Source organism: Rhodococcus sp. OK519 (assembly GCF_003051005.1).
Lineage (GTDB): Bacteria > Actinomycetota > Actinomycetes > Mycobacteriales > Mycobacteriaceae > Prescottella.
This window is the reverse complement of sequence record NZ_QAOW01000001.1, coordinates 1,273,004-1,297,704: the sequence shown is the minus strand read 5'-3', so window position 1 is coordinate 1,297,704 and position 24,701 is coordinate 1,273,004. Positions and strand designations below refer to the sequence as shown.

Here is a 24,701-nt window from a genome sequence, read left to right as displayed (position 1 = left end):
TCAGTCCCCGATCGCTGCTAGGTACTCGCTGTAGAACAGCGCCAGTCCGATCGCCGACGCGATCGCCGCCAGTAGCCAGAATCTGATGATCACTTGGGTTTCGGCCCAGCCGCCGAGTTCGAAGTGATGATGGAACGGCGCCATGCGGAACACGCGGCGACGACTCGACCGGAACACCGCCACCTGGATCACCACCGACGCGGCCTCGGCCACGAACAGCGCGCCGATGACGACCATCAGCAGCTCGGTGCGGGTGGTGATCGACAGGCCCGCGAGCATGCCGCCGAGAGCCAGTGAACCGGTATCGCCCATGAAGATCTTCGCGGGAGCCGCGTTCCACCACAGGAAGCCGATGCACGCCGCGGCACCCGCAGCACACAGCAGTGCCAGGTCGAGCGGATCGCGGACGTCGTAGCAGCCCTTGGACGGCCCGAGGCTGCCCGCGCCGCCGGTGCACGCGTTGCGGTACTGCCAGAACGTGATGATCACGTAGGCGCCCAGGACCAGGCTCATCGATCCCGCGGCGAGACCGTCGAGACCATCGGTGAGGTTCACCGCGTTCGACCACGCACTGACCAGCAGATAGACGAACAGGATGAACACGATCGAACCCATGCTCACGGTCGCGATGTCACGCACGTACGACAGATGCACGCTGCCGGGCGTCAGACCGTTGCCGCCACGGAACTGCAGCGCCAGGATGCCGAACACGACCGCGGCCACGAGCTGGCCGACCAGCTTGGCCGTCTTGTTCAGGCCAAGATTGCGCTGCTTGCGAATCTTGATGAAGTCGTCGAGGAAGCCGACCGCGCCGAGCGCGGTCGTCAGACCGAGCACCAGCAGGCCCGACGCCGTCGGACCCTCCGCGTCGTAACCGATCCCGATCAGGTGCGAACCCCAGTAGCCCGCCCAGATTCCGGCGAGGATCGCGACGCCGCCCATCGTGGGAGTACCGCGCTTGGACTGATGGCTCGCCGGACCCTCGACCCGGATCTCCTGACCGAAGCCCTGCCGCGAGAAGACCTTGATCAGAACCGGCGTCAGCAGGATGGAGACAGCGAGCGCGATGCCCGCCGCGAACAGAATCTGCCTCACAGCGGCGCTCCCTCGTCATTGGACCGGTCGCTGGGCGCCGAGTCCGTCACCGGTGCGGCAAGCACGGCGTCCGCGACCTCCCAGAGCCCGACGGACTGCGAGGCCTTCACCAGCACCAGATCACCGGCCTTCAGTTCCTGCTCCAACAGCGCGATCGCGCTCGCACCGTCCGGCACGTGGATCGCCTCGTCACCCCACGAACCTTCCATCACCGCTCCCTGGTACATCGCGCGGACGGGGCGGCCCGGTCCGACGAGGATCAGCTTGGTCACATCGAGGCGCACGGCGAACCGTCCGATCGCGTCGTGCTCGACCACTGATTCTGGGCCCAGCTCCGCCATTTCACCGAGGACTGCCCAACTTCGGCGCGCCGGGCCGCGACCCGACCGGGCCATCGACACCAGCGCCTTGATCGCGGCGCGCATCGAATCCGGGTTGGCGTTGTACGAGTCATTGACGACGGTGACGCCGTCGGCACGGTCCCGGACATCCATCCGGCGCGCCGACACGGGTGCCGCCGCGCCGAGCGCCGCCGCGATCTGGTCGAGGGTGGCGCCGCATTCGAGCGCGACAGCCGCGGCAGCGAGCGCGTTCCCGACATGGTGCTCGCCGTGCACAGCGAGCGTCACCGGGACGGAGCCCGCCGAGCACTCGAGCGTGAAGCTGGCGCGGGCCTGATCGTCGAGGTGGACCTCGGTGGCGCGCACGTCGGCGTTGCCGGACAAGCCGACGAGCACGACCCGCGCCTTGGTGCGCTGCGCCATCGCGGCGACCAGCGGATCGTCGGCGTTGAGCACCGCGACACCGCCGTCGGCCGCTGACGGCAGCGATGCCGGCAGTTCGCCCTTCGTCTCCGCGATCGCCTCGCGTGACCCGAACTCGCCCAGATGCGCGGTGCCGACGTTGAGCACGACGCCGATGCGCGGCGGTGCCGTCCTGGCCAGCGCCGCGATGTGTCCGCGACCGCGCGCGGACATCTCCAGGACGAGGAAACGGGTGTCGGTGTCGGCGCGCAACGCCGTCCACGGGTGTCCCAGTTCGTTGTTGAACGAACCGGGCGGGGCGACGACGGACCCGAGCGGCGACAGCACTGCCGCCAGCAGATCCTTCGTCGACGTCTTACCGGACGACCCGGTCACTCCGATCACCGACAAGCCCGACTCCGCAGTGAGCCGATCCACGCTCGCGCGGGCCAGCTTCGCGAGAGCCTCGAGCACCGCGGCACCCGAGCCGTCCGTGTCGTGCTCGAGCGCCAGCGCACCGCTGCCGGACGCGCCGAGCGGTTCGACGACGATCGCCGGCACACCCACCGGGCGCGCAGCCAGCACCGCCGCCGCACCGGCCTCGACCGCCCGGGCCGCGTGGTCGTGTCCGTCGGTGTTCGCACCGGGCAACGCCAGGAACAACCCCTGTGGGGTCACCTTGCGGGAATCGAACTCCACCGTTCCCGAGACGGTTGCCGACGGATCGTCGACGTCGTGGAGCGTCCCGCCGACCGCCTGAGCGATCTGGGCGAGCGTCATCGGGATCATGCATTTCCTCCGTGTGCGGGGTTCTCCGGGGCGATCAGTGCGATCGCCTCTGCCAGGACCTCGCGGTCGTCGAATGGGTACTTCACCCCGTGGACCTCCTGGCCCGCCTCGTGGCCCTTCCCCGCCACCAGAACGACATCGCCGGAGCGGGCCCAACGGACCGCCGCGGCAATTGCCTCCCCCCGGTCACCGATCTCTCGGACCTCGCCGCGGTCTGCCTCCGGAACTGCCGCCACACCCGCGAGAACCTGTTCGCGAATGGCTGCGGGGTCCTCGCTGCGCGGGTTGTCGTCGGTGACGACCAGCAGGTCCGCGCCGCGGGCGCCGGCCTCCCCCATCAGCGGACGCTTCCCGCGGTCACGGTCACCGCCCGCGCCGACCACGACGGCGATCCGTCCCTTGGTCTGACCGCGCAGGGTCTCGATGACGGCCTCGAGCGCCGCGGGCTTGTGGGCGTAGTCGACGACTGCAAGGAAGTCCTGACCACGATCGACCCGCTGCACCCGGCCCGGAACGTCGACCGCTGCGATACCGGTCAGTGCCGCGTCGATGTCGGCACCCGCCGCCGAGCAGATGGCAGCCGCGAGGGCTGCATTGGCGACGTTGTAGTGGCCCGGCAGTCGGAGCGTCGCGGCGCGGGCCGCACCGTCGGGTCCGGTGAGAGTGAAGGCCTGGGTCCCGCTGTCGGACGCCGACGTCGCCGTGGCAGTCCAGTCGGCGGTGGTCGGGTGCGTGGTCACGGTCTCGACCGCGGCCGCATTCTCGGGGTGCGCCTGTCGGGCGATGTCCGCCATCCGGGCACCCCACCGGTCGTCGACGCAGACCACCGCACGCTGCGCACACACCGCCGAATCGGCCGCGAACAGCCGACTCTTGGCATTGAAGTAGTCGTCGAAGTCCTTGTGGAAATCCAGGTGGTCCTGCGACAGATTGGTGAACGCGCCGAGCGCGAAGCGGACGCCGTCGACCCGCCCGAGCGCCAGCGCATGACTCGACACCTCCATCACGACGGTGTCGATTCCGCGTTCACGCATCGCCGCGAACAGCGCGTGCAACTGAGGCGCCTCCGGCGTGGTCAAGGCACTCGGCACCCGATCCCCCGCGAGGCGCGTCTCGATCGTGCCGACCAGCCCGACAGTCCGTCCGGCCGCGGTGAGACCCGATTCGACGAGGTACGACGTCGTGGTCTTGCCCGACGTGCCGGTGATACCGATGACCTGAAGGTGTTCCGAGGGACGGCCGTAGATGGTCGCGGAAACCTCGCCGAGTACCCGCCGAGGGTCCGGATGCACCAGCACCGGCAGCGACACGTCCCCTCCGTCGAGGCGTTCGGCGAGCACCTCGAGCCCGGCATCGTCGGTCAGCACACCGGCCGCACCCGCGTCGACGGCCGACACGACGAATTCGGCGCCATGAGTGTGCGCACCCGGCAGAGCGGCGAACAAGTCACCACGACGAACGGCCTGCGCCCGCAACTCGACGCCCGACACCCGTCCGGCGTCGGCGAGCCCTCGTCCGATCCACTCGACTCGGGCGCCGATCAGAACAGCCAGATCGGACAGCACGGTCGACGGCGGGTTCTCCGGTCGCAGACCATCTACTGCCGCCGGGTCCGGCGTTGACGGCTGCGGACTCGCATGCACAGGCAGTAGGTCCTCTCGGATCGGGTCGGATCGGTTGTCCGGCGGATTTCGCTCGCGGATCGTCACGCGAAGATTCGCGCGATGATCGACATGTCAGATTACCGGCGGCGGCCCCTTCCGCACGAGTCACCGTGCCCGGCACCCGCGGGTCCGTGGGAATCGTCACGCAGTCAGCCTCGTCAGTCTGCCTGCAACACCAACCGCCGACCCGGATCCGGCGACATCGGAACGCTGTCCCGCTGCAGCAGCCACGATGCGATGTTGTGGAAGAGCGGGGCGGCCGATTGTCCTCCGCCGCCGTCGATTCCCCGCGACGGCGCGTCGAGCATGATGCCGACCACGTAGCGCGGATCATCCGCCGGCGCGATCCCGGCGAACGTGATCCAGTAGTTCGAGTTGGAGTAGCAGCGGCACGCCGGATCCACCTGCTGGGCCGTGCCCGTCTTGCCGGTGATCTGGTACCCCTCCACCGCAGCCTGCGGACCGGTGCCCTGCTGGTATCCCATCGGATCCTTCTGGGTGACCGAGCGGAACATGTCCCGCACCGTGCGCGACGTCTCTTCGCTGATGACGCGCACCGGTTCGGGACGTTCCGTGTCGGTGCGCGTGCCGTCCGCCTCCACGACGGACTTCACGATCCGCGGCGAAATCCGCTCTCCGTCGTTCGCGATCGCCTGGTACACGCCCGTCATCTGCAACAGCGTCATCGAAAGACCCTGACCGATCGGCAGGTTCGCGAATGTACCGCCGGACCAGTCCTCCAGGGCCGGAACGTTGCCGGCACTCTCGCCGGGCAACCCGACGTCGGTGACCTGCCCGAGGCCGAATCGATGGAGCATGTCCGCGAACCGCTCCTCACCGATACGTTCCGCGAGCATCAGCGTGCCGACGTTCGACGACTTGCCGAACACTCCGGTACTGGTGAAGGGCACGACACCGTGCGCCCAGGCGTCCTTGACCGACACTCCGGCCATCTGGATCGTGCCCGGCACCTGTAGCACCTCGTCCGGCGTGGTCAGCCCGTACTCGATCGCCGCAGCGGCCGTGACGATCTTGTTCACCGACCCCGGCTCGAACGGCGAACTCACCGGCAGGTTGCCCATCTGGGCCGTGCGCGGGTTGTTACCCACCCCGATCGCGGGGTTGAAAGTGCCGTCGTTGGTCATCGCGAGGACCTCGCCGGTCTTCGCGTCGAGGACCACGACCGACGCGTTCTTCGCGCCCGACAGATCCTTGGCCTGCTGCGTCTGCTGCTGCACGTAGTACTGCAGGTCGGAGTCCAGGGTGAGCTCGACCGTGGCGCCGTCGACGGCTTCCGTGAGATCGCGGCGGCTGCCCGGGATCACGGCCCCGTCGGAGCCTCGATCGTGGGTCTCCGACCCGTCCTGTCCTGCCAGCGTCGAATCGAGGGAGGCTTCCAGACCGAGAAGTCCGTGCCCGTCCCACCCGGTCGCCCCGACAACGTTCGCGGCCAGTGACCCGCCCGGGTACTCACGGATGTCCTGACGCTCGAGTCCCACTTCCTGGAACTCGTCGCCGATGTCGGCGGCGATCGCCGGATCGACGCTGCGCGCGAGGTAGACGAACGAGTCGTCGCTGCGCAACTTGTCGAGCAGGTCGCTCTCGGAGACGGTGTCTCCCAGCCGCTCGTGGATCCCCTTCGCGATCTTCTCGAGGCGCGCGTCGGGTTCGGGCTTGTCCGGGTCCTTCGCATGCGCCTCCGCCAGCCTCTTGCGCTCGGCGACCGGCTGGAACGTGAGTGCCTTCGCGTCGAGCGTGTAAGCCAGCTTGTTGCCGCTGCGATCGACGACGGTGCCACGCACAGCGGGCAACGTCACGGTGGTGGTGCGCTGATTGGCAGCCTCGGCGGACAGTCGGGGGGCGGCGATGCCCTGGACCCAGAGAAGCTGGATCGCGACGATGGCGAGAGCGCCGAGCATGACGAGGCGTCCGCCACGGAGACGGAACTCGAAGGAATCACCGCGCCTGACGGCCGACTTGCGCCCCCGCTTCGGACGTCGAGGCGGGGGTGCCGGCCGGCGACGCCGCGGAGCAGGAGCGGAGCCGCTCACTGGCGCGCGCCCACCGAGGGTTGCGTGATGACCGTCACAGGCGTCAATTGTTCACCCTGCGCCTGGATGCGACCGTCATTGACGGGCTGCGGCGTGGCGGCGGGCGGGGTCGCGGCAGTCGCGGTCGGAGAGGTGGTGCGCGCCTGCTGCTGGGTGCGCTCGGGAGCAGCCGTCGGCGCCGGCTCGCGATCCAGCGGTGCGACGGGCTTGCCCTCTGCGGGCTTCGGCGTGCCGACCACCTGGACCGAGCCGTCGGACGACTGCAGCAGACGGGCCGGGTCTCGCGCCGGGATCAGTCCCTGCTCGGCAGCCTTCTGCGCGAGGATCGGCGCCGAGTTGCCGGCCTCCACATCACGCTTGAGTGCTGCGGTCTGCTCGAGCAGACTCTGGTTGTGCGCGCGGGCACTCGCCAGCTCGTACGAGTCCTCCGCGGAACGAGTGGTGAGCAGCAGTGTGGCCGCGAGCCCGAGGCACAGCAGTCCGATGATGGCGGCGACGAACGGGATCCGAGCCACGACGTCCTTCGGCACCGTCGACACCGAGACGAACCGGGAATCCGCCGCCGACGGGTGCCCCGCCACGGTGGCGCGCTGCTGGCGACGCTCGTAGGCGCGCTGCGCAGCGCCGGAGCGGCGCAGACGCACGGAGCCGACACCGACAGGAGTCATCTGCACAGTCATGCGCTACGCCTTCCTCGCGATTCGTTCCGCTGCCCGCAGGCGGACAGGTGCCGCCCTCGGGTTGTCCTCGATCTCGGCCTCCGACGCACGTTCCGCGCCGCGGGTGAGGGTCTTGAACTCCGGGCCCATGCCCGGCAGTTCCACCGGAAGCCCTTCGGGTGTCTTCGATTTCGTGAGCGGGGTGAGTTCCTGTTTGACGACGCGGTCCTCGAGCGACTGGTACGACATGAAGACGACTCGGCCGCCGACGGCGAGCGCATCGAGCGCAGCGGGGATCGCATCGCGCAGCGAGTCGAGCTCGCCGTTGACCTCCACCCGCAGAGCCTGGAAGGTCCGCTTGGCCGGATGCCCACCTGTACGGCGCGTGGCCGCGGGGATGGCGTCGTAGATGAGCTCGACCAGTGCAGCGCTGGTGGTGAACGGCTGCTTCTGGCGACGCCGCACCACCTCTGACGCGATACGGCCCGCGAATCGCTCCTCACCGTAGGTGCTGAGGATCCGGGCCAGATCACCGTGGTTGTAGGTGTTGAGGACCTCGGCGGCCGTGATTCCGGTCGTGGGATCCATCCGCATGTCCAGCGGCGCATCGACCGAGTAGGCGAACCCGCGGTCCGCCTCGTCGAGCTGCATGGACGAGACGCCGAGGTCGAACAGGATCGCGTGCACCGACCCGGCGGAATCGAGTCCGGCCTGCTCGAGCGCGTCGACGATCCCGTCGTACCGGGTGTGCACGAACGTGGTTCGGTCCGCGTAGGGCGCGAGCCGTTCGGACGCGATGCGCTGGGCCTCGGGGTCACGATCCAGACCGATGAGGTGCAGGCCGGGGTAAGTGCGCAGGAAATACTCGGAATGCCCGCCGAGGCCGAGTGTCGCGTCGATCATGACCGCGCCCTCGCCGCGCGGGTTCGTCGCGGTGATCGCGGGCCCCAGCAGTTCGTCGGCGCGATTCAGCAGCACCGGAACATGACCGAACTCGCCGGGGACCGACCGCTTGCCGTCCTCGCCGTCGACCATGTCTCCTCCGACTCTTCTTGGGTGGTGCTACACAACTCGCGAACGGTCTTCTTCGGGAGGGCGAATGCCTCGAGGTCCCTGCCCGATCGGGGAACCTGGCGCTGGGGAAGTGCGTCAGGGTCCCGGTGGCGAACCTGGCGCTGGGGAAGTGCGTCAGGGTCACCCTCGGACAGAGGCCTCGCGGCACTCGCCGATGGCGTCTGGGGCTAGAAGATCCCCTCGAGCGCCTCGTCTCTGGCTTGCGAGTAACTCTCTTCGTGCTCCGCGAGGTAGGACTCCCACGCTCGGGCGTCCCAGATCTCGAGGAAATCGATCTGACCGATCACCACACAGTCCTTCGACAACCCCGCGTAGCGACGGTGGTCACCGGACAGCGTGATCCGGCCCTGACCATCGGGGTACTGCTCCTCGGTTCCCGACGCGAGTCCACGCACGAATGCGCGAGCCTCCGGACTGGTGCGGGAAGCCGCGGCCGCGCGGCGTGCAATAGCGGTGAACTCCTCACGGGGGTACACCGCGAGGCTGTGGTCCTGACTCTTCGTGACCATCAACCCTCCAGCCAGCGCGTCCCGGAACTTCGCGGGCAACGTGAGCCGCCCCTTGTCGTCGAGCTTCGGCGTGTAGGTACCGAGAAACATCTCGACACCTCCCGCCGGGGCCCTGTGGCGAACGTATGGGTCGACACCGGTTGGTGCGACCCGGCCTTCTCGCGGGTCGTTCCCACGATCCGCTGTTCACCACAGTACCCCACTTTCCCCCACAACGAATCCGAACCGAGCCCCGATTTGACAAGTTTCGACAGATAACTGCAGTTCACACGCATGGGTGAAAGTGGGGGAACTTTCGAGGGTGATCGCAAACACCCGAAGGGGCCACCGAAGCCTCCCCCGCGCCCGCACGTCGATCTACCGAAAACTGCAGTTCAGGGCCCGAACGGCGCCCCCTGCAAGGGTCGCCCCCACCACGCCGACGCCGAGTGGGGAGCCGTGGGGGATGCGGGTGGGAGAGCGTGGGAGATGCGGGTGGGAGAGCGTGGGGCATTCGATGGAAACGCCGGAGTGGCCCTGCCGGTGACGCCACGATCGGCCGCACTGCAACAGAAACGGCGGCGGCGCGACCGAGAGGTCGCGCCGCCGCCGTTCGAGTAGCGAGCCTTCGGCACCTACTCCTGTTCGAATCTCTTCCGGAATCGATCTTCCATTCGCGACGAGAATCCTCCGGACTTCTTGCCTCCGTGCGACTTGCGCGGATGCGATCCACGCGATTCCGCCGCACCGGAAGCCGAAGCGTCCCCATCGGGAACCGCCGCCAGATGTCCCTTTCCTCCACCGAGGAGGAAGAGAACACCGGCACCGAACATCACGACGAATCCGACCACACTGACGATCGGGAAATCGCCCAACCTCAACACATCGACAGCCACACCCACGATGAGAAGGACAAGACCCAGAACGAACAGGGCCACCGCCTGCAAGCGACGCTTGCTGGACGCGACGCGGATGCGCCCGCCCCTCACTGTGGACGCGAACTTGGGATCCTCGGCGTAGAGAGCGCTCTCGATTTGATCGAGCATGCGCTGCTCGTGCTCGGAGAGTGGCACGGTACCTCCCCCGGCACTAAGAGTTGGCACCTCACCGCGGTGCGGAGAGGCGGGTAACGGACTGGCGGTTACCTGGATTCAATAATACGAGTAGAACCAGCCACCCACCACCTACTCCATCGACGAGTTCTCATCGAATAGGTGACCAACTGGGGCACCGCGATCGATCACTGCCCCGAGGTGTCCGGAATCACCAGATCACACGCGACCAGATCCGAACGAGGAGACCCCTCGCAATCTATCCCCTGCCTGCCCCGAGATAGTCCTCCACCTCGAACAGGAACCGCCCGACCTCGACGTAGAAGCGATCCGCTTCGTCGGCGTGCACGATCCGCGAGATCCCGGCCTCGAGATCGGCCCGCAGCGACGAACACCCGGCGAAGTAGTCCGACCATCCCGCGAAGATCGGTTCGGCGCGGGCCATCAACACCCACGCGCTACGCGACTTCGGTCGGCGCCCGCCGGCCGATCCTGCCGACGCCGCCGACCCTTCGGTTGCAGCCAGCACCGCCGCCGCTCCCCGCAGTGCCCCGACATATGCAGAGCAGAATCGATCGGCAGGTTTCGGTGCCCCGGCGGCCTCCGACAGCAGTGCGTCGGCCCGCCGCAGCAAGTTCACCGCCTTGGCCGGCGCCGACAGCGGCCCCCGCACCGAGGCCCCACCCCTGAAGCCTGCCGCCGCCCCGACTCCCGAGCCCCGCGTCTGCATCTTCGCCACGATTCGCCCACCTCCCAGCCGTACGAACCTCGGGACCGGCGATGCCGATGATGTTCGCTTCCCTCGAACATCACCGGCATCGCCGGATCACCAATATCGAACATGCGTTCGACCTATTCAATATAGCTGGCCCCACCGACACGTCGTCAAGAGAGAAGAGGGTGAGCCAACTCATGGATGCGAACCCCGGCGAGAGCCCCGGTACCAACCCGGGCCCGATGCCGGTCGTCGTCGACCTGTCGGTATCCGACATGCGCGCTCGTCTGCCCGAGGCACTGTCGATCTATGTGGCGGCAATGGGATATCCGCGCGGCACCGAGTTCCACCGAGCACCGCTGTGGACCGAACACACCCAGCGCGCCGGATGGCGAGCGGTCGGCGCCGTCCGCCCGGACCCCGAGCATCCCGATCGGCCTGCTCCCCTCGTCGCGATCGCGTACGGGTACCGCGGTGCACCCGACCAGTGGTGGCAGCAACAGGTCCGCCACGGCATGTCGGCGACGGGATGGGGCCGCGACCAGATCGAGTACGTCCTCGGCAACTACTTCGAACTGACGGAACTGCACGTCCATCCGAGCGCGCAGGGACACCGCCTCGGCGAGCAACTACTGCACCGACTCCTCGCCGACCGCCCGGAGCGGGGCGTCCTGCTGTCCACGCCCGAAGTGTCCGAGGAGGACAACCGCGCGTGGCGCCTGTACCGGCGCACCGGATTCCAGGACGTCGTGCGGCACTTCACGTTCGCGGGCGACCGTCGTCCGTTCGCGGTGCTGGGGCGGGGGTTGCCGCTGTGACGCAGGAACCCGGCCGGTCCGCCGCCGCACCCCTCGATGCCGTTGTGGTCGGCTCGGGACACAACGCCCTCGTCTCCGCCTGCTACCTCGCACGCGACGGATGGTCCGTCGAGGTACTCGAACGCGACACCGTCCTCGGCGGCGCGGTCTCGACCGTCGAACGCTTCCCCGGCCACAAGGTGGACCGGGGGTCGTCGGCACACATCATGATCCGGCACACCGGGATCATCGAGGAACTCGATCTCGCCGCCCACGGGCTGCGCTACATCGACTGCGATCCGTGGGCGTTCGCGCCGGCACCACCCGGCTCGGACCGACCCGGAATCGTCTTCCACCGCAGCCTCGATCGCACGTGCCGGTCGATCGAGGAGTCCTGCGGTCCCGCCGAGGCGGACGCGTACCGGCGCTTCGTCGGGACGTGGGCGCCCCGGGCCGAGCGGGTGATGCGCGCGTTCTCGGCGCCGCCCACGGGTGGTCACCTGCTGCGTTCGTTCTGGGGACTCGACACCGGCGACGGCGGCGCGGCCCTGTCCCGCGAGTTCCTCACGTCCGGCGACGCGCTGCTCGACGAGTACTTCGACAGCGAACCACTCAAGGCCGCGCTGGCCTGGTTCGGCGCCCAGTCCGGTCCCCCGATGTCGGAGCCCGGCACCGCGCCGATGGTCGGCTTCGCGGCCCTCATGCACACGCTGCCGCCCGGTCGCGCGGTCGGCGGCAGCGGCGCCCTGACCGCAGCACTGTCCGCGCGGCTGACCGCCGACGGCGGGACCGTCAGCCTCGGAGACGGCGTCGCCGAGCTGCGCCGGGGCACTGACGACTGGACCGTCGTCACGGAATCCGGCCGGCACATCCGCGCACGCAACGTCGTCGCCGGCTGTCACATCCTCACCACCCTCGACCTGCTCGAACGCGGCGGCTACGACCGCGCCACGCTCGACGGCTGGCGGCGCCGGATCCGGGTCGGCCCTGGCATCGGGATGGTGCTGCGTCTGGGAACCGACGCGCTGCCGTCGTACCCGAGCGCCCCTACCGACGCGACGGCGACGACCACGACGTCGGGGCTGCAACTGCTCGTCTCCGACCGCGCACAACTGCGCGCGGCACACGGGGCCACGCTCGCGGGCGAACTGCCGCCCGAGCCCGCGGTGCTCGCGATGAGCTTCAGCAGCATCGACCCCACCATCTCCCCCGCCGGCGAGCACCAGGTGACCCTGTGGTCGCAGTGGCACCCGTACCGGCTGTCGGGCGGCCGGGACTGGGCGACGCTCGGCGACAGCGAGGCCGACCGGATCATCGCGGGTGTCGACGCGCTCGCCCCCGGGTTCGCGGACAGTGTCCGGCACCGCCACGTGCAGACACCGGCAGACATCGAACGCGAGATGGGTCTGCTCGGCGGCAATGTCATGCACGTGGAGATGTCCCTCGACCAGATGATGCTGTGGCGTCCGATCCCCGAACTCGCGGGACAGCGCGTGCCGGATGCCGCGAACCTCTACCTGACGGGTGCCTCGACGCATCCGGGCGGCGGCGTGTCCGGAGCGAGTGGCCGCAGCGCGGCCCGGATCGCGCTGTCGGACGCCAGTGGCGGGCGCCTACGACGGGCGCTGCGCAAGACGTTCCGGTGAACATTGCGGTGCGGCGCGCGTCCGCGGTGGTCGCCGTCGCCGCGGTCGGCGCCCAGATCGTCTACCCGCTGGTAGACGGCTGTCCCCGGGACGCCGTCACGGTCGCGGTCGTGGCACTGCTCGCAGCCGCGTCGATCCTGCATGCGGTCGCGGTGCGCGGAAGGCTCTGGGCGGCCGGCATGGTCGCGGTGACCGCGGGCGTCGGGCTGCTCTCGGAGGTGGTCGGAACCGCGACCGGAATCCCGTACGGCTGCTACGAGTACGCGACCGGGCGCCTGGGCTGGTCGATCGCCGACGTCCCGCTGGTCGTACCGTTCGCGTGGACCGCAGGCTTCTACCCGGTGTGGTGCGTCGCGTCACGCCTGACGAGCCGTCGCGTGCTGCGCATCGTTCTCGCGACGGTCGGCGTCGTCGGCTGGGATCTGTACCTCGACCCGCAGATGGTTGCGGACGGGCAATGGCAGTGGTGCGTCACCGATGCGGGGCTGCCCGGTGTCGCGCACATTCCGCTCACCAACTACGCGGGCTGGCTGCTGGCCGCCGCCGTGATGGCCGTCCTGGTGGATCGGCTCGACCGCCGGATCCGCACGCGTCCGTCCCCCCACTCCTCCGACGTCGTTCCCATCGCGCTGTTCCTGTGGACGTGGCTCGGGTCCGCGTTGGCGCACGCGGTGTTCCTCGACGCGCCGGAGCTGCGCTACTCGGCGATCTACGGAGGCATCGCGATGGGCGTGCTGGGGGTACCCCTGCTTGCGGATCTCGTCCGCACACGCCGCGCCGAACTGGACAACACCCCTACCACCTGACACGTATCTCTGTGCCTGGCACGATGATCGGTGTGCAGCCGCCCTCCCCCGTGACCTCCCGGCCCTCCCGACGTCCGCGTAGCCGCGTTCGCATGCTCGGCGCCGCGGCCCTGGCACTGCTGCTCATGCCGTTGCTGGCCGGTTGCCTGCGAGTGCAGGTGTCGATGGGCGTCTCGGCGGATGACAAGGTGTCGGGGCAGATCGTCGCGGCCACCGTGCCGAAGGACGACAACGACAAGGGCCCGCAGCTGACGCCACCCGATTCGCTTGCCGATCGGATGCGGGTGCAGGAATACGACAAGGACGGCTACGTCGGCACCCAGGTGTTCTTCAGCGGACTGTCGTTCGGCGAGGTGCAGAATCTCGCATCGATGTCCGGCGACACCGCCGGGGTTCTCGATCTGTCACTGCAGCGCGCCGGCGACCTGGTGAGTCTCAACGGTCGCATCGATCTGGAGGACGTTCCGGCGCAGGGCACCGATGTCCAGTTCACGATCGCGTTCCCGGCCCGGGTCGCCACCACCAACGGCACGCGTGACGGCGATTCGACGGTCACGTGGAAGCTGCCGGCAGGCGAGGTCAGCACCCTGCGCGCCGAGGTCCGCTACGCCGATCCCAGCACCCGCAGCTTCGCCGGCTGGGCCGGCATGTCGGCGGGCGTCGCGATCGGTGTCGCGCTGATCGTGGGCGGAATGGCGTGGCTGCACCGCAATCGCACCACGCCACCGCGCCCGCGTCGAGACCAGCCGCTGGAGACCTCGAACCGATAGCGCGTACCCGATGTACGTTCCACTACGCCTGCCTCTGTGGGCCACCCGGGCGGCCGCCCTCGTGTCCCTCGCGGGAGCCGCGATCGCGGCCGTCAACGCCTGCACGATTCCCCGACTCCGTGCACGCCCGGTCGGTGAGCCCGTCACCGTCGTCGTGCCTGCCCGGAACGAGGAGGGCCGGATCGGGGATCTCGTCGCGGACCTCCGGAATCAGACCCTGCTCGACACCCTGCGGGTGATCGTCCTCGACGACGACTCCACCGATCGCACCGCCGAGGTCGCGTCGGCGACGTTCGCAGGCGACAGACGTTTCTCGTTGGTCCGCAGCGCCGGCCCGCCCCCGGCCGGATGGGTCGGGAAGAACGCAGCATGCCACGCGGGCGCCAACCAGGCGGTCCGCGTGATGGACCCCGCCCGTCCGGGTGTGCTCGTCTTTCTCGACGCCGACGTCCGCCTCGCGCCCGACGCGCTGGCCGCAGCGGTGACCGAACTGCGTGACACCGGCGCCGACCTCGTCTCACCCTGGCCGCGGCAGGACGCCGAGACGCCCGTCGAGCGTCTGATCCAGCCGCTGCTGTGCTGGTCGTGGTTCTCGACGCTGCCGGTGGCCGTCGCCAACCGCAGCACCCGCCCGTCCACCGTCGTCGCGTGCGGGCAGTTCCTGGCGTTCGACGCGGCGGCCTACTTTCGACTCGGTGGTCACGCACCCGTCGCCGGCAGCCACACCGAGGATCTCGACATCGCGCGCGCACTGCGCCGCCGCGGAGGCCGCACCGTCGTGGCAGCAGCCCAGGATCGGGCGCGTTGCCGCATGTACACGGACGCGACGACGCTGCACGACGGGTACACGCGGTGGCTCTGGACGGCGTTCGGTTCTCCCGCCGGCGCGGCCGCCGCGACGTCGGTGATCGCTCTCACCTACGCGGTGCCCCCGCTCGCCATGGTGTTCGGACGCGGCCGCACCCGCGGGTGGGGCGCGGTGGGTTTCGGGGCGGCTACGGTCTCCCGCCTCACGGCCCGCGCGGTCGAGTCCGGTTCGATGCCGGGCGTGCGGGATCTCGCCGACGCGGCCGCGCACCCACTGTCGATCGCCGCGTTCGTCCGCCTGGTCGCGGCGTCGCACCGCGACCGACGCCGCGGGCGGCTCCGCTGGAAGGACCGGGAACTGACCTGACCGTCAGACTGCAGCCGACGCCGACATTCCCAGGTTCGCGAGAACCTCGCCGGTGGCCCGGGCGAAGTTGAGCGTGATGAAGTGCAGGCACGGGGCGCCCTCCGCGATGAGCCGCTCACTCATCTCGGTGGCGACCTCGATGCCGATCTCGCGCACGGCGGCCCGGTTCTCCTCAGGTCCGTCGCCGGCGGCGCGGGTGAGGCGCTCTTCGAGCACTGGGGGAAGGCTGGAGCCGGACAGTTCGAGACTGCGCCGAGCCGACCGCAGCGACGTGATCGGCATGATCTCGGGGATGATCGGCTTCGCGCCCTGTTCAGGGTCCAACAGCGACACGCGATCGCGCAGTCGCAGGTAGTCCTCGACATCGAAGAACATCTGGGTGATCGAGTATTCGGCGCCGGCACGCAGCTTGGAGACCAGGTACTTGGTGTCGTGGTCGAGGTCCGGCGCGCGGTAGTGGCCCTCCGGGAACGACGCGACGCCGACATGGAAGTCACCCATGTCGCGGACGAGCCGAACCAGTTCTTCCGCGTACTCGACGCCGTCGGGATGCTTGACCCACTCGCCCAGCGGGTCGCCCGGCGGGTCGCCGCGCAGGACGAGGATGTTGCTGATGCCGCGGTCGGCGTACGCGCCACACATCGAGCGCAGTTCGTCGATGCTGTGCCCGACCGCCGTCAGGTGGGCGACGGGCAGCAGCGTGGTGTCCTCCGCCAACTGGCCGGTCACGCGGACGGTGCGGTCACGCGTCGAACCACCGGCGCCGTAGGTCATCGATACGAACGCCGGGCCCAACCGCTCGAACTCCCGGACGGCGCGCCACAGACGCGCTTCGGCAGCCTCGTCGCGGGGCGGCGAGAACTCGACGGAGAAGGGGATCCGACCGGTCTTCGACGATTCGGAAGAGCGGATCCGGTCCACGATCGAAGGGGTCTGGGTAACGAAACCCGCGCTGCTGCGCCCCCGGACGGCATCGAATGTCACCCGTCAAGCATAGGTTCAGCACCCCGGTCGGCCCCCATCGCGTCGATACCCGTCCCACGAACCGGGACCCGGGCAGCGCTCGACGCGCCCGGCGACGCGCCCACTAAGGTTGGTCGGGAGGCTTTTCGCGAACTCAATTTGGAGGCTGTCCTGTCCGCTGGAGCCGGTGAGTCCACTCGCCCTTCGCCATCCGTCCCCCCGCTCACCGATGCCGTCGAAGGTGCGCTGCGGGAATTCTTCGCATCGCGGGCCGACACGGTCCGGTCCGTCGGCGGCGGGTACACCGAGGCCGTCGCGGCGCTCGAGAGCTTCGTGCTGCGCGGCGGCAAGCGGGTCCGCCCGGTCTTCGCGTGGACGGGCTGGCTCGGGGCCGGCGGCGACGTCGCCGGGCCGCATGCTCCCGCCGCATTGCGGGCCGCCTCCGCGCTGGAGCTCGTGCAGGCGTGCGCCCTGGTCCACGACGACATCATCGACGCCTCGACCACGCGTCGCGGCTTCCCCACCGTGCATGTCGAGTTCGCCGATCAGCACGCCGCGCAGCAGTGGAGCGGCGGGTCCGCCGAGTTCGGCCGCGCCGTGGCGATCCTGCTGGGCGATCTCGCGCTCGCGTGGGCGGACGACATGATCCGGGAGGCGGGCCTCTCGCCGGAAGCCCAGTCACGGATCTCGCCCGTCTGGTCGGCGATGCGGACCGAGGTGCTCGGTGGCCAGTTCCTCGACATCAGCAGCGAGGTGAGTGCCGACGAGACCGTCGAGGCAGCGTTGCGGGTCAATCGATACAAGACCGCCGCGTACACGATCGAGCGGCCGCTGCACCTGGGCGCCGCCCTCGCCGGCGCGGACGACGACCTCGTGGCGGCGTACCGCCGGTTCGGTACCGACATCGGAATCGCGTTCCAGTTGCGGGACGATCTGCTCGGGGTGTTCGGGGATCCCGAGGTGACCGGCAAGCCGTCCGGGGACGACCTGCGCGCCGGCAAGCGCACCGTACTGTTCGCGGAGGCCCTGCAGCGCGCCGATGCGGCCGACCCGGCCGCCGCCGCGCTGCTCCGCGCGTCGATCGGGACCGATCTCTCCGACGACGAGGTGGAGAAGCTGCGTTCGGTCATCACCGGCCTCGGCGCCGTCGATGACGCCGAACGACGCATCGCTCGACTCACCGACAGCGCCCTCACCGCACTGGACAGCAGCACCGCCAGCGGCGAGGGCAAGCAGCGCCTCCGAGAGATGGCGATCGCCGTCACCCGCCGAGACGCCTGATCGCCGTGGGCGTGCGCGTCGTGCCCGGTCCGACGGGCCGGGTCGTGATCGTCGGAGCGGGCCTGGCGGGGCTCTCGGCGGCCCTGCATCTGCGTGGCAGCGGACACGACGTGACCGTGCTCGAGCGCAGCGATCACCCGGGTGGCCGGGTGGGGACCTATCGGTTCGACGACCACGTCATCGACAACGGCGCGACCGTGCTGACGATGCCGGAACTGGTGCGCGACGCGCTCGCGGCGGTCGGCGCCGACTTCGACACGACGACACCGCCGCTGCGCCTCCACCAACTCTCTCCCGCATATCACGCCCGTTTCTCGGACGGCTCCTCGATCGACGTGTACTCGGATCCGGACCGGATGGTGGCCGAGGTGACCCGCGCCTGCGGGCCCGCGGAGGCTCGGCGCTATCTGGATCTGCGCCGGTGGCTGGCCCGCGTGTTCGACGCCGAGTTCGACACCTTCATCGACGCCAACTTCGATTCGCCGCTGGACCTGTTCTCCTCGCGCGCCTCCGCCACCGATCTGGTCCGGCTGATCGCGGCCGGAGGGTTCGGACGCCTCGGCGGCCAGGTGGCGAAGCGAATCGCCGATCCGCGGCTGCGTCGCATCTTCACGTTCCAGGCCCTCTACGCGGGTGTCGCCCCGGCGAAGGCCCTCGCGGTGTACGGCGCGATCGCGCACATGGACACCTCGATGGGCGTCTCGTTCCCCGAGGGCGGGATGCGCAGCATCGCCGAGGCGATGGTCGGCGCGCTCACCGCGGCGGGCGGGCGGATCCACTTCGGCACCGAGGTGGTCGGACTCGACCGATCGGACGACCGGGTGCGTGCGGTGCGCACGGCCCGGGGTGGGAGCTTCGACTGCGACGCGGTGGTCCTCACGCCGGATCTGCCGATCGTCGACGACCTGCTGGGCAGCCGCCGACCTCGACGGTTCCGGATCTCGCCGTCCGCAGTGGTGCTGCACGGCACCGTGCCGTGTGCCACCGCGGCGGGCTGGGGCGCGCCACATCACCACACGATCGACTTCGGCGCCGAGTGGGAGCGCACGTTCGCGGAGATCGCGGCGCGACCGGGCCGCGGCCGGTTGATGAGCGATCCGTCGCTGTTGCTCACGCGGCCTGCCGTCACCGACCCCAGCTTGCGCATCGTGCGCGACGGCGTCCCGCACGAACCGCTGTCGGTGCTGGCTCCCTGTCCCAATCTCGACAGCGCACCGTTCGAATGGAACGCCCTCACCGGCCCGTACGCGCGCGAGGTGCTCCGAACCCTCGAACAGCGGGGCTACCACGGCATCACCGATGCCTATGTCCTTGATCACATCGATTCGCCCGCGACGTGGGCGGCCCGGGGGCTGGCGGCGGGCAGCCCGTTCGCTCCCGCACACGTTTTCCGGCAGACGGGCCCGTTCCGCCGCCGCAACCTGGGCAGACACCCCGTCAATGTCGTTCTGGCCGGCTCCGGCACGACTCCGGGTGTGGGCGTCCCCACAGTGATCGTGTCGGGGAAACTCGCTGCCGAGCGCATCCACGGACGCCGACGGAAGCCGCGTTCCGGACTGAGTGCCGGACATTCCCGTGCGACGCACTAAACTGACTAGCCGTCCCACTACCGCGCGGCCGTCCAGCGTCGGCCGGCAGTGATCGCGAAACTCTTCCGGGGGAGGAATCTGCACCGATGACGGCCTCTTCCGGTCCCCTCGACACGACGACGGATCGTTCGTGGCTGCGTGCCGCCGGCGACTACCTGCGCACGCCCGAAGGCCACTCGACCGTGCTCGGCTTCTTCGGCGCGATGATGATCACGTTCGGCGGATTCGGCGCCGGCAGCGTGCGTCGGCACGACCCGTTGCTCGAGGATGCCAACCTGTCCTGGCTGCGGTTCGGGCACGGCTACGCGCTGTCCACGATCGTCATCTGGGCCGGCGTCCTCGCGATGGTCGTCGCGTGGGTGCGCCTCGGCCGGTCCGCGATCAAGGGCCGGGTCGGGCTGCGCGCGCTGATGTGGACGATCCCGGCATGGACCGCCCCGATGCTGCTCGCGGTGCCGATGTTCAGCCGCGACGCCTACTCCTACCTCGCGCAGGGCGCCCTGCTGCGCGACGGGTTCGATCCATACGCGGTGGGCCCGGTCGCCAACCCCGGCGTCCTGCTCGACAACGTCAGCAACGTGTGGACCACGACGACCGCTCCCTACGGGCCGATCTCGCTGCTCATGGGACAGGGCATCACCAGTCTCACCGGTGACAACGTCGTCGCGGGCACCATGATGCTGCGTCTGACGATGCTCCCCGGGCTTGCGCTGATGATGTGGGCGCTCCCCCGCCTCGCTCGGCAACTCGGTGGCAACCCGACGATCGCGCTGTGGCTGGCCGTCCTCAATCCGCTGGTGCTCATCCACCTCGTCGGCGGCGTACACAACGAACTCCTCATGGTCGGCCTCATGGTCGCCGGCATCACCCTCGCCCTCGACCGCAAGCACGTCCCCGCCGTCGTGGTCATCGCCATCGGTGTGGCCGTCAAGGCGATGGCCGGGATCGCGCTGCCGTTCGTCGTGTGGATCTGGATGATCCACGAGCGTGAGCGCGCGCTCGCCGAGGGCCGCGAACCGGCGCCTCCGCTGGCGTCGTTCGTCAAGACCGCCGGGATCGGTGCCGCGGTGTTCGTCGCCGTGTTCACCGCGGCGTCGGCGATCGCCGGCGTCGGCCTCGGGTGGCTCACCGCGCTGCAGGGGTCGGCGAAGATCATCAACTGGCTGTCGCTGCCGACGATCATGACGCACATCGTGACGGTCGGAACGGGATGGTTCACAGGCCTGACGCAGGCACCGGTCCTCGAGATCGCCCGCACCATCTGCGCGGTCGTTCTCGTCGCCACGCTCGTGTGGGTCTGGTGGCGCTTCCGGCGCACCGAGCGTGATGCGGTGCTGGGCATCCTCATCGCCCTGGTCGCGATCGTGATCCTGTCGCCGGCGGCCCTGCCCTGGTACTACTCGTGGCCGCTCTCGATCGCGGCCGGCTTCTCGCTGTCGACCCGCACGCTGCAGATCCTGGTGGGCCTGTCCACGTGGCTGATGCTGGTCTTCCAGCCCGACGGTTCGATCGGCCTCTACACGTTCCTCCACGTCGCGCTGGCGACGTTCGTCGCGGTCGTCGCCGCGGTGTCCCTCAAGACCGTCGATCCGTTGCGGCTGCGATCGGTGGCGGAGCCGGCGCCGGCGCCACAGGTCTGCCTTCCCGAGTCATCGGGGTCGGCGTCGGTGTCGGAGGCGCTGACGACCGGTACCGAACGGCGCTCGTCGCCACTGTGACGCCGCAGCGGGACGCCGATCTGTCGGCCGCCTACCGCTTGTGCCGACACCTGGCGGCCGAGCACGGCAGGACGTACTACCTGGCCACTCGGCTACTGCCCGCGGAGCATCGCCCCGCCGTCCACGCGTTGTACGGATTCGCCCGCACCGCCGACGATGTCGTCGACGTCGACTACGCGACGCGCCCTGCCGCCGAGCGGGCGGCCGCGATCGACCGGATCGAGGCCGCACTCGACTCCGCGCTCGCGGGCCAGGAGGTGAACGATCCTCGCATCGGACCGGTGGTGCTGGCGGTGACGGACACCATCGAGCGGTATTCGATTCCGGTCGAGTACTTTCACGCGTTCCTCGACTCGATGCGCATGGACGTCCCCGACACTCCCAGCTTCCACGCCACGTACCCGGACATGGCCGCCTTGCGGCGCTACACGTACGGATCCGCGGTGGTGATCGGACTGCAGATGCTGCCCGTCCTCGGCACCACGACACCCCTCGAGGATGCGGTGCCGCACGCCGCCGCGCTCGGCGAGGCGTTCCAGTTGACGAACTTCGTGCGCGACGTCGGCGAGGATCTCGCGCGTGGACGCGTCTATTTGCCCGCGGACGAACTGTCCGCATTCGGTGTGGACGCGACCCTGCTGCACCGCTGCCGCGAGACCGGCTCCGTCGATCCGCGGGTGCGGCGGGCGCTCGGGCACATCACGTCCCTCACTCGCGCGCTGTACCGCGACGCGGAGCCCGGGTTGGACATGCTCGATCCGCGTGCCCGCCCCGGCATGCGCGCGGCCTTCACGCTGTACTCGGAGATCCTCGACGAGGTGGAACGCAGCGGCTTCCGGGTCTTCGATCGCCGCGCCACTGTTTCGAGGCGACGACGCCTCGCGGTGGCGCTACCGCTGCTCACGCGCGCGGTGACGGCGCGCGTGCAAATGTCCGGACGGCGGGACTGAAAGCTGAGAACACGGCGCGGACGGCTGGTTCAGAACGCCACCGACTTCAGAACGCCACCGACTTCAGAACGCCACCGACTTCAGAACGCCATCGACTGGGCGCGCCGAACCACCTCGCGTGCGTGATCGGTGTGCATCGTTTCGATCGGCGTACCGGACAGCGACTCGTCCTCGGTGAACAGCCAGCGAAGGATCTCCTCGTCCTGGAATCCGCCGTCCCGCAGCACGTGGATCAGCCCGGGCAGCAGTCGCAGGGGCTGCCCGTCGTCGCCGAAGAACGCCTCGGGAACACCGATGACGGTGTCGCGGCGGACCGCGATCAGCTTGTGTTCGCGAAGCAGCTGGTGCACGTGTGTGACGACGAGACGCATCTGCTTCGACACGTCCGCCATCTGCAGTAGCGGGATCGATCGGTCCAACACGTCATCGCAGTAAGGGATAGCACTCACTCCCGTAACGTTATCGGGTCGGCGCCGACGGTACGACCAGGGTCCCTATGGAGGAATCGGGTCGGCGACGTGAGCTGACTACGATCGAGATGAATCTGAGCACGGAAGCGAGGGGCGCGAGCTTTGAATCCCGGAGGTCAACGGATGATCGGTGTGGTGCTGGACAGGCGCTACCGCATCGATTCGCCGATTGCGCGGGGCGGCATGTCCACCGTCTACCGCGGGATGGACCTGCGCCTGGACCGCCCCGTGGCGATCAAGGTCATGGATCCGCAGTTCGCTGCCGATCCCCAGTTCCTGGCCCGGTTCGAGTTCGAGGCCCGCGCCGTGGCCCGGCTCAACCATCCGGGGCTGGTCGGGGTCCACGACCAGGGCAGCGACGGCGAGCACGCCTTCCTGGTGATGGAACTCGTCGAGGGCGGCACGCTACGCGAACTGCTGCGTGAGCGCGGCCCCATGCCCCCGCACGCCGCGGCGGCCGTGGCCCGCCCCGTACTGGAGGCTCTCGCGGTCGCGCACCGCGCCGGCCTGGTCCACCGCGACGTCAAGCCCGAGAACGTGCTCATCTCACACTCCGGCGATGTGAAGATCGCCGACTTCGGCCTCGTGCGGGCCATCGCGGCGGCGGGCACGACGTCGCGCAGTGTGATCCTCGGCACCGCCGCATATCTGTCGCCCGAGCAGGTCACGACCGGAACCGCGGATGCCCGCAGCGACGTGTACGCGGCAGGCGTGCTGCTGTACGAGATGCTGACCGGCGTCACCCCGTTCACCGGCGACACATCGCTGTCCATCGCATATCAGCGGATCGACAACGACGTCCCCGAGCCGAGCCGGGCCATCCCGGGTGTACCGCCGGAATTCGACGAGATCGTGCTCCGCGCGACCGAGCGCGATCCGGAGGAGCGCTTCGCGGACGCCGGCGCGATGGCGGCGCGACTGCGCACCGTGAGCGCCGAACTGCAGTTGCCGGACTACCGCGTTCCCGCACCGCGCCGCACCGCACAGCAGCCCGCCGTCCCCACCGCCGTCACCACGCGCGCCCCCGGACAGCACCCCGAACCCGGGAACCGGCCGGCACCGGTCGCCCCGCTCGACGCTGACGCACCGACCATGGTGACGCCGGTCGACCGCCCCCACGACGGCGTCCAGCACACCAAGGTCGTGACGACGGTGACGCCACGGCCGTCCGACGACGACTTCCCGCCGCCCGACGTACCGGACGCCCGGCGACCGTTCGGTGTGCCGGGCAAGCCCCGGCCCGGCTCCCGCCGAACGGTGCTGGTGTGGCTACTGGTGATCCTGCTGGTCGCGGGCGCGCTCGGGTTCGGCGGCTGGTGGCTCGGTTCGGGCCGCTACGCGGCGGTGCCGGCCGTCGACGGTCTCGACACCTCCGGTGCCACCTCGCAGATCGAGGCTGCGGGCCTGAGTGTGGAGACCCGCGGGGCCTACTCGGACACCGTCGCGGTGGATGCCCCGGTGGGAACGGACCCCACCACGGGCTCCAAGCTCACGCGCGGGTCCGCGGTGGTGCTGCTCGTCTCCCTGGGCCGTCCGTCGGTTCCCGAAGTCGGCGGCCGCGGCGACGTCTCCTCCGTCGAGGCGAGCCTGCGTGAGCGCACGTTCGTTCCCGTCGACGGCGGCGAGGCCTTCAGCGCGCGGATACCGGTCGGCGGGATCGCCGCCCTCGAGCCCGCGCCCGGCACGATGCTGACGGTCGGCTCCGAGGTCCGAATGATCCGGAGCAAGGGTGCCGCACCCGTGGATGTCCCGGGGGTCTCGGGCATGTCGGAGAAGGAGGCGCGCAAGGCCCTCGACTCGGCGGGCATCACCGTGCGCGAGGTCCAGCAGGTGTTCGACGACAAGGTCGACTCCGGCGACGCTGTCGGTACGGATCCCGAGGTCGGCACGTCCGTCAAGGCCGGCACGAGTGTCGTGCTGAAGGTGTCGAACGCCGTGAAGGTGCCGTCCCTGCTCGGCCGGTCGGTCTCGTCCGCGAAGTCCGAGCTGGACAAGCTCGGCCTGCAGTACGAGGTGCGTCAGATCGTCAGCTCGGACCGGTCGCTGATCATCTCGCAGAACCCCGGCGCCGGCGACCGCGTCGTCCCCGGCGGAACCGTCACCCTCACGTCACTGCTCTGAACGTCACTGCTCTGAAGTCCCTGTGCTGAACCGGCCGGATACGGCCGAAGGGCCCGTTCATGCGGTCGCGGCACACGAACGAACCC

At 69.5% G+C, this 24,701-nt stretch carries 21 protein-coding genes; 10 read left to right on the top strand and 11 right to left on the bottom strand.

Annotated elements, in window-relative coordinates; translation table 11 throughout:
* The 9 genes from mraY to C8K36_RS06080 all read right to left on the bottom strand — a co-directional run bounded on the left by mraY (position 1) and on the right by C8K36_RS06080 (position 10,345).
* A complete protein-coding gene (gene mraY, locus C8K36_RS06120; RefSeq protein ID WP_107983447.1) occupies positions 1-1,095 on the bottom strand; it encodes a phospho-N-acetylmuramoyl-pentapeptide-transferase in 1,095 nt (364 codons plus the stop codon).
* Positions 1,092-2,627, bottom strand: a complete 1,536-nt coding sequence (locus C8K36_RS06115) for a UDP-N-acetylmuramoyl-tripeptide--D-alanyl-D-alanine ligase (RefSeq protein WP_107983446.1) — start codon at positions 2,625-2,627, stop codon at positions 1,092-1,094. Before C8K36_RS06115 ends, mraY begins: the two co-directional genes overlap by 4 nt.
* Positions 2,624-4,270, bottom strand: coding sequence for a UDP-N-acetylmuramoyl-L-alanyl-D-glutamate--2,6-diaminopimelate ligase (locus C8K36_RS06110; protein WP_107983805.1), 1,647 nt, complete (start codon positions 4,268-4,270; stop codon positions 2,624-2,626). Before C8K36_RS06110 ends, C8K36_RS06115 begins: the two co-directional genes overlap by 4 nt.
* A 179-nt stretch (positions 4,271-4,449) precedes the next feature.
* Complete coding sequence (locus C8K36_RS06105) at positions 4,450-6,342, bottom strand: peptidoglycan D,D-transpeptidase FtsI family protein (RefSeq protein WP_258195131.1); 1,893 nt, start codon at positions 6,340-6,342, stop codon at positions 4,450-4,452.
* Positions 6,339-7,022 (bottom strand): hypothetical protein, encoded by a 684-nt coding sequence (locus C8K36_RS06100; RefSeq protein ID WP_107983444.1) that lies wholly within the window; start codon positions 7,020-7,022, stop codon positions 6,339-6,341. Before C8K36_RS06100 ends, C8K36_RS06105 begins: the two co-directional genes overlap by 4 nt.
* A 3-nt stretch (positions 7,023-7,025) precedes the next feature.
* A complete protein-coding gene (rsmH, locus tag C8K36_RS06095) occupies positions 7,026-8,036 on the bottom strand; it encodes a 16S rRNA (cytosine(1402)-N(4))-methyltransferase RsmH (RefSeq protein WP_107983443.1) in 1,011 nt (336 codons plus the stop codon).
* A 206-nt stretch (positions 8,037-8,242) separates the two neighbouring features.
* On the bottom strand, positions 8,243-8,674 hold the full coding sequence (gene mraZ, locus C8K36_RS06090; RefSeq protein ID WP_107983442.1) for a division/cell wall cluster transcriptional repressor MraZ: 432 nt from the start codon (positions 8,672-8,674) through the stop codon (positions 8,243-8,245).
* Between the two features lie 524 nt (positions 8,675-9,198).
* A complete protein-coding gene (locus tag C8K36_RS06085; protein ID WP_107983441.1) occupies positions 9,199-9,636 on the bottom strand; it encodes a DUF3040 domain-containing protein in 438 nt (145 codons plus the stop codon).
* A 238-nt stretch (positions 9,637-9,874) separates the two neighbouring features.
* Complete coding sequence (locus C8K36_RS06080) at positions 9,875-10,345, bottom strand: SAV_6107 family HEPN domain-containing protein (protein ID WP_181319453.1); 471 nt, start codon at positions 10,343-10,345, stop codon at positions 9,875-9,877.
* A 182-nt stretch (positions 10,346-10,527) separates the two neighbouring features.
* Here C8K36_RS06080 and C8K36_RS06075 point away from each other — a divergent pair, with 182 nt between their 5' ends.
* The 5 genes from C8K36_RS06075 (at position 10,528) to C8K36_RS06055 (ending at position 15,523) form a co-directional block, all read left to right on the top strand.
* Positions 10,528-11,148 (top strand): GNAT family N-acetyltransferase, encoded by a 621-nt coding sequence (locus tag C8K36_RS06075; protein ID WP_107983440.1) that lies wholly within the window; start codon positions 10,528-10,530, stop codon positions 11,146-11,148.
* On the top strand, positions 11,145-12,773 hold the full coding sequence (locus C8K36_RS06070; RefSeq protein WP_107983439.1) for a phytoene desaturase family protein: 1,629 nt from the start codon (positions 11,145-11,147) through the stop codon (positions 12,771-12,773). Before C8K36_RS06075 ends, C8K36_RS06070 begins: the two co-directional genes overlap by 4 nt.
* On the top strand, positions 12,770-13,579 hold the full coding sequence (locus tag C8K36_RS06065; protein ID WP_107983438.1) for a carotenoid biosynthesis protein: 810 nt from the start codon (positions 12,770-12,772) through the stop codon (positions 13,577-13,579). The genes C8K36_RS06070 and C8K36_RS06065 overlap by 4 nt, the downstream gene beginning before the upstream one ends.
* Before the next feature lie 92 nt (positions 13,580-13,671).
* The gene (locus tag C8K36_RS06060; RefSeq protein ID WP_107983437.1) at positions 13,672-14,349 is read left to right on the top strand and encodes an LppM family (lipo)protein; all 678 of its coding nucleotides are present in this window, start codon (positions 13,672-13,674) and stop codon (positions 14,347-14,349) included.
* A gap of 10 nt (positions 14,350-14,359) precedes the next feature.
* A complete protein-coding gene (locus C8K36_RS06055) occupies positions 14,360-15,523 on the top strand; it encodes a glycosyltransferase family 2 protein (protein ID WP_107983436.1) in 1,164 nt (387 codons plus the stop codon).
* A 3-nt stretch (positions 15,524-15,526) separates the two neighbouring features.
* On the opposite strand, the gene C8K36_RS06050 is transcribed toward C8K36_RS06055, so the two are convergent.
* Positions 15,527-16,507: a methylenetetrahydrofolate reductase gene (locus tag C8K36_RS06050; protein ID WP_107983435.1), complete on the bottom strand. Its 981-nt coding sequence runs from the start codon at positions 16,505-16,507 to the stop codon at positions 15,527-15,529.
* Between the two features lie 138 nt (positions 16,508-16,645).
* On the opposite strand from C8K36_RS06050, the gene C8K36_RS06045 reads away from it, so the two are divergent.
* The 4 genes from C8K36_RS06045 to C8K36_RS06030 all read left to right on the top strand — a co-directional run bounded on the left by C8K36_RS06045 (position 16,646) and on the right by C8K36_RS06030 (position 22,024).
* The gene (locus C8K36_RS06045; RefSeq protein WP_181319378.1) at positions 16,646-17,767 is read left to right on the top strand and encodes a polyprenyl synthetase family protein; all 1,122 of its coding nucleotides are present in this window, start codon (positions 16,646-16,648) and stop codon (positions 17,765-17,767) included.
* An 11-nt stretch (positions 17,768-17,778) separates the two neighbouring features.
* On the top strand, positions 17,779-19,356 hold the full coding sequence (crtI, locus tag C8K36_RS06040) for a phytoene desaturase family protein (RefSeq protein ID WP_420910847.1): 1,578 nt from the start codon (positions 17,779-17,781) through the stop codon (positions 19,354-19,356).
* An 86-nt stretch (positions 19,357-19,442) separates the two neighbouring features.
* Entirely contained in the window at positions 19,443-21,074 is a 1,632-nt protein-coding gene (locus C8K36_RS06035; protein WP_107983433.1) for an alpha-(1->6)-mannopyranosyltransferase A, read from the top strand.
* Positions 21,071-22,024 carry a phytoene/squalene synthase family protein gene (locus C8K36_RS06030; RefSeq protein WP_107983432.1) on the top strand — a complete coding sequence of 318 codons (954 nt, stop codon included), beginning with the start codon at positions 21,071-21,073 and terminating at the stop codon, positions 22,022-22,024. Before C8K36_RS06035 ends, C8K36_RS06030 begins: the two co-directional genes overlap by 4 nt.
* A gap of 80 nt (positions 22,025-22,104) precedes the next feature.
* Here the strand turns inward: C8K36_RS06030 and C8K36_RS06025 are convergent, their stop codons facing one another.
* On the bottom strand, positions 22,105-22,473 hold the full coding sequence (locus C8K36_RS06025) for an Rv2175c family DNA-binding protein (RefSeq protein WP_107983431.1): 369 nt from the start codon (positions 22,471-22,473) through the stop codon (positions 22,105-22,107).
* A 123-nt stretch (positions 22,474-22,596) separates the two neighbouring features.
* Here C8K36_RS06025 and pknB point away from each other — a divergent pair, with 123 nt between their 5' ends.
* The gene (pknB, locus tag C8K36_RS06020; RefSeq protein WP_107983430.1) at positions 22,597-24,615 is read left to right on the top strand and encodes a Stk1 family PASTA domain-containing Ser/Thr kinase; all 2,019 of its coding nucleotides are present in this window, start codon (positions 22,597-22,599) and stop codon (positions 24,613-24,615) included.
* Positions 24,616-24,701 lie beyond the last annotated feature (86 nt).

Bases quoted from the DNA above. Each gene is read 5' to 3' on its own strand.
- C8K36_RS06115 (WP_107983446.1), bottom strand. From the start codon at position 2,627: ATGATCCCGATGACGCTCGCCCAGATCGCTCAGGCGGTCGGCGGGACG.
- C8K36_RS06100 (WP_107983444.1), bottom strand. From the start codon at position 7,022: ATGACTGTGCAGATGACTCCTGTCGGTGTCGGCTCCGTGCGTCTGCGC.
- rsmH (WP_107983443.1), bottom strand. From the start codon at position 8,036: ATGGTCGACGGCGAGGACGGCAAGCGGTCGGTCCCCGGCGAGTTCGGT.
- mraZ (WP_107983442.1), bottom strand. From the start codon at position 8,674: ATGTTTCTCGGTACCTACACGCCGAAGCTCGACGACAAGGGGCGGCTC.
- C8K36_RS06080 (WP_181319453.1), bottom strand. From the start codon at position 10,345: ATGCAGACGCGGGGCTCGGGAGTCGGGGCGGCGGCAGGCTTCAGGGGT.
- C8K36_RS06075 (WP_107983440.1), top strand. From the start codon at position 10,528: ATGGATGCGAACCCCGGCGAGAGCCCCGGTACCAACCCGGGCCCGATG.
- C8K36_RS06060 (WP_107983437.1), top strand. From the start codon at position 13,672: ATGCTCGGCGCCGCGGCCCTGGCACTGCTGCTCATGCCGTTGCTGGCC.
- C8K36_RS06055 (WP_107983436.1), top strand. From the start codon at position 14,360: ATGTACGTTCCACTACGCCTGCCTCTGTGGGCCACCCGGGCGGCCGCC.
- C8K36_RS06035 (WP_107983433.1), top strand. From the start codon at position 19,443: ATGACGGCCTCTTCCGGTCCCCTCGACACGACGACGGATCGTTCGTGG.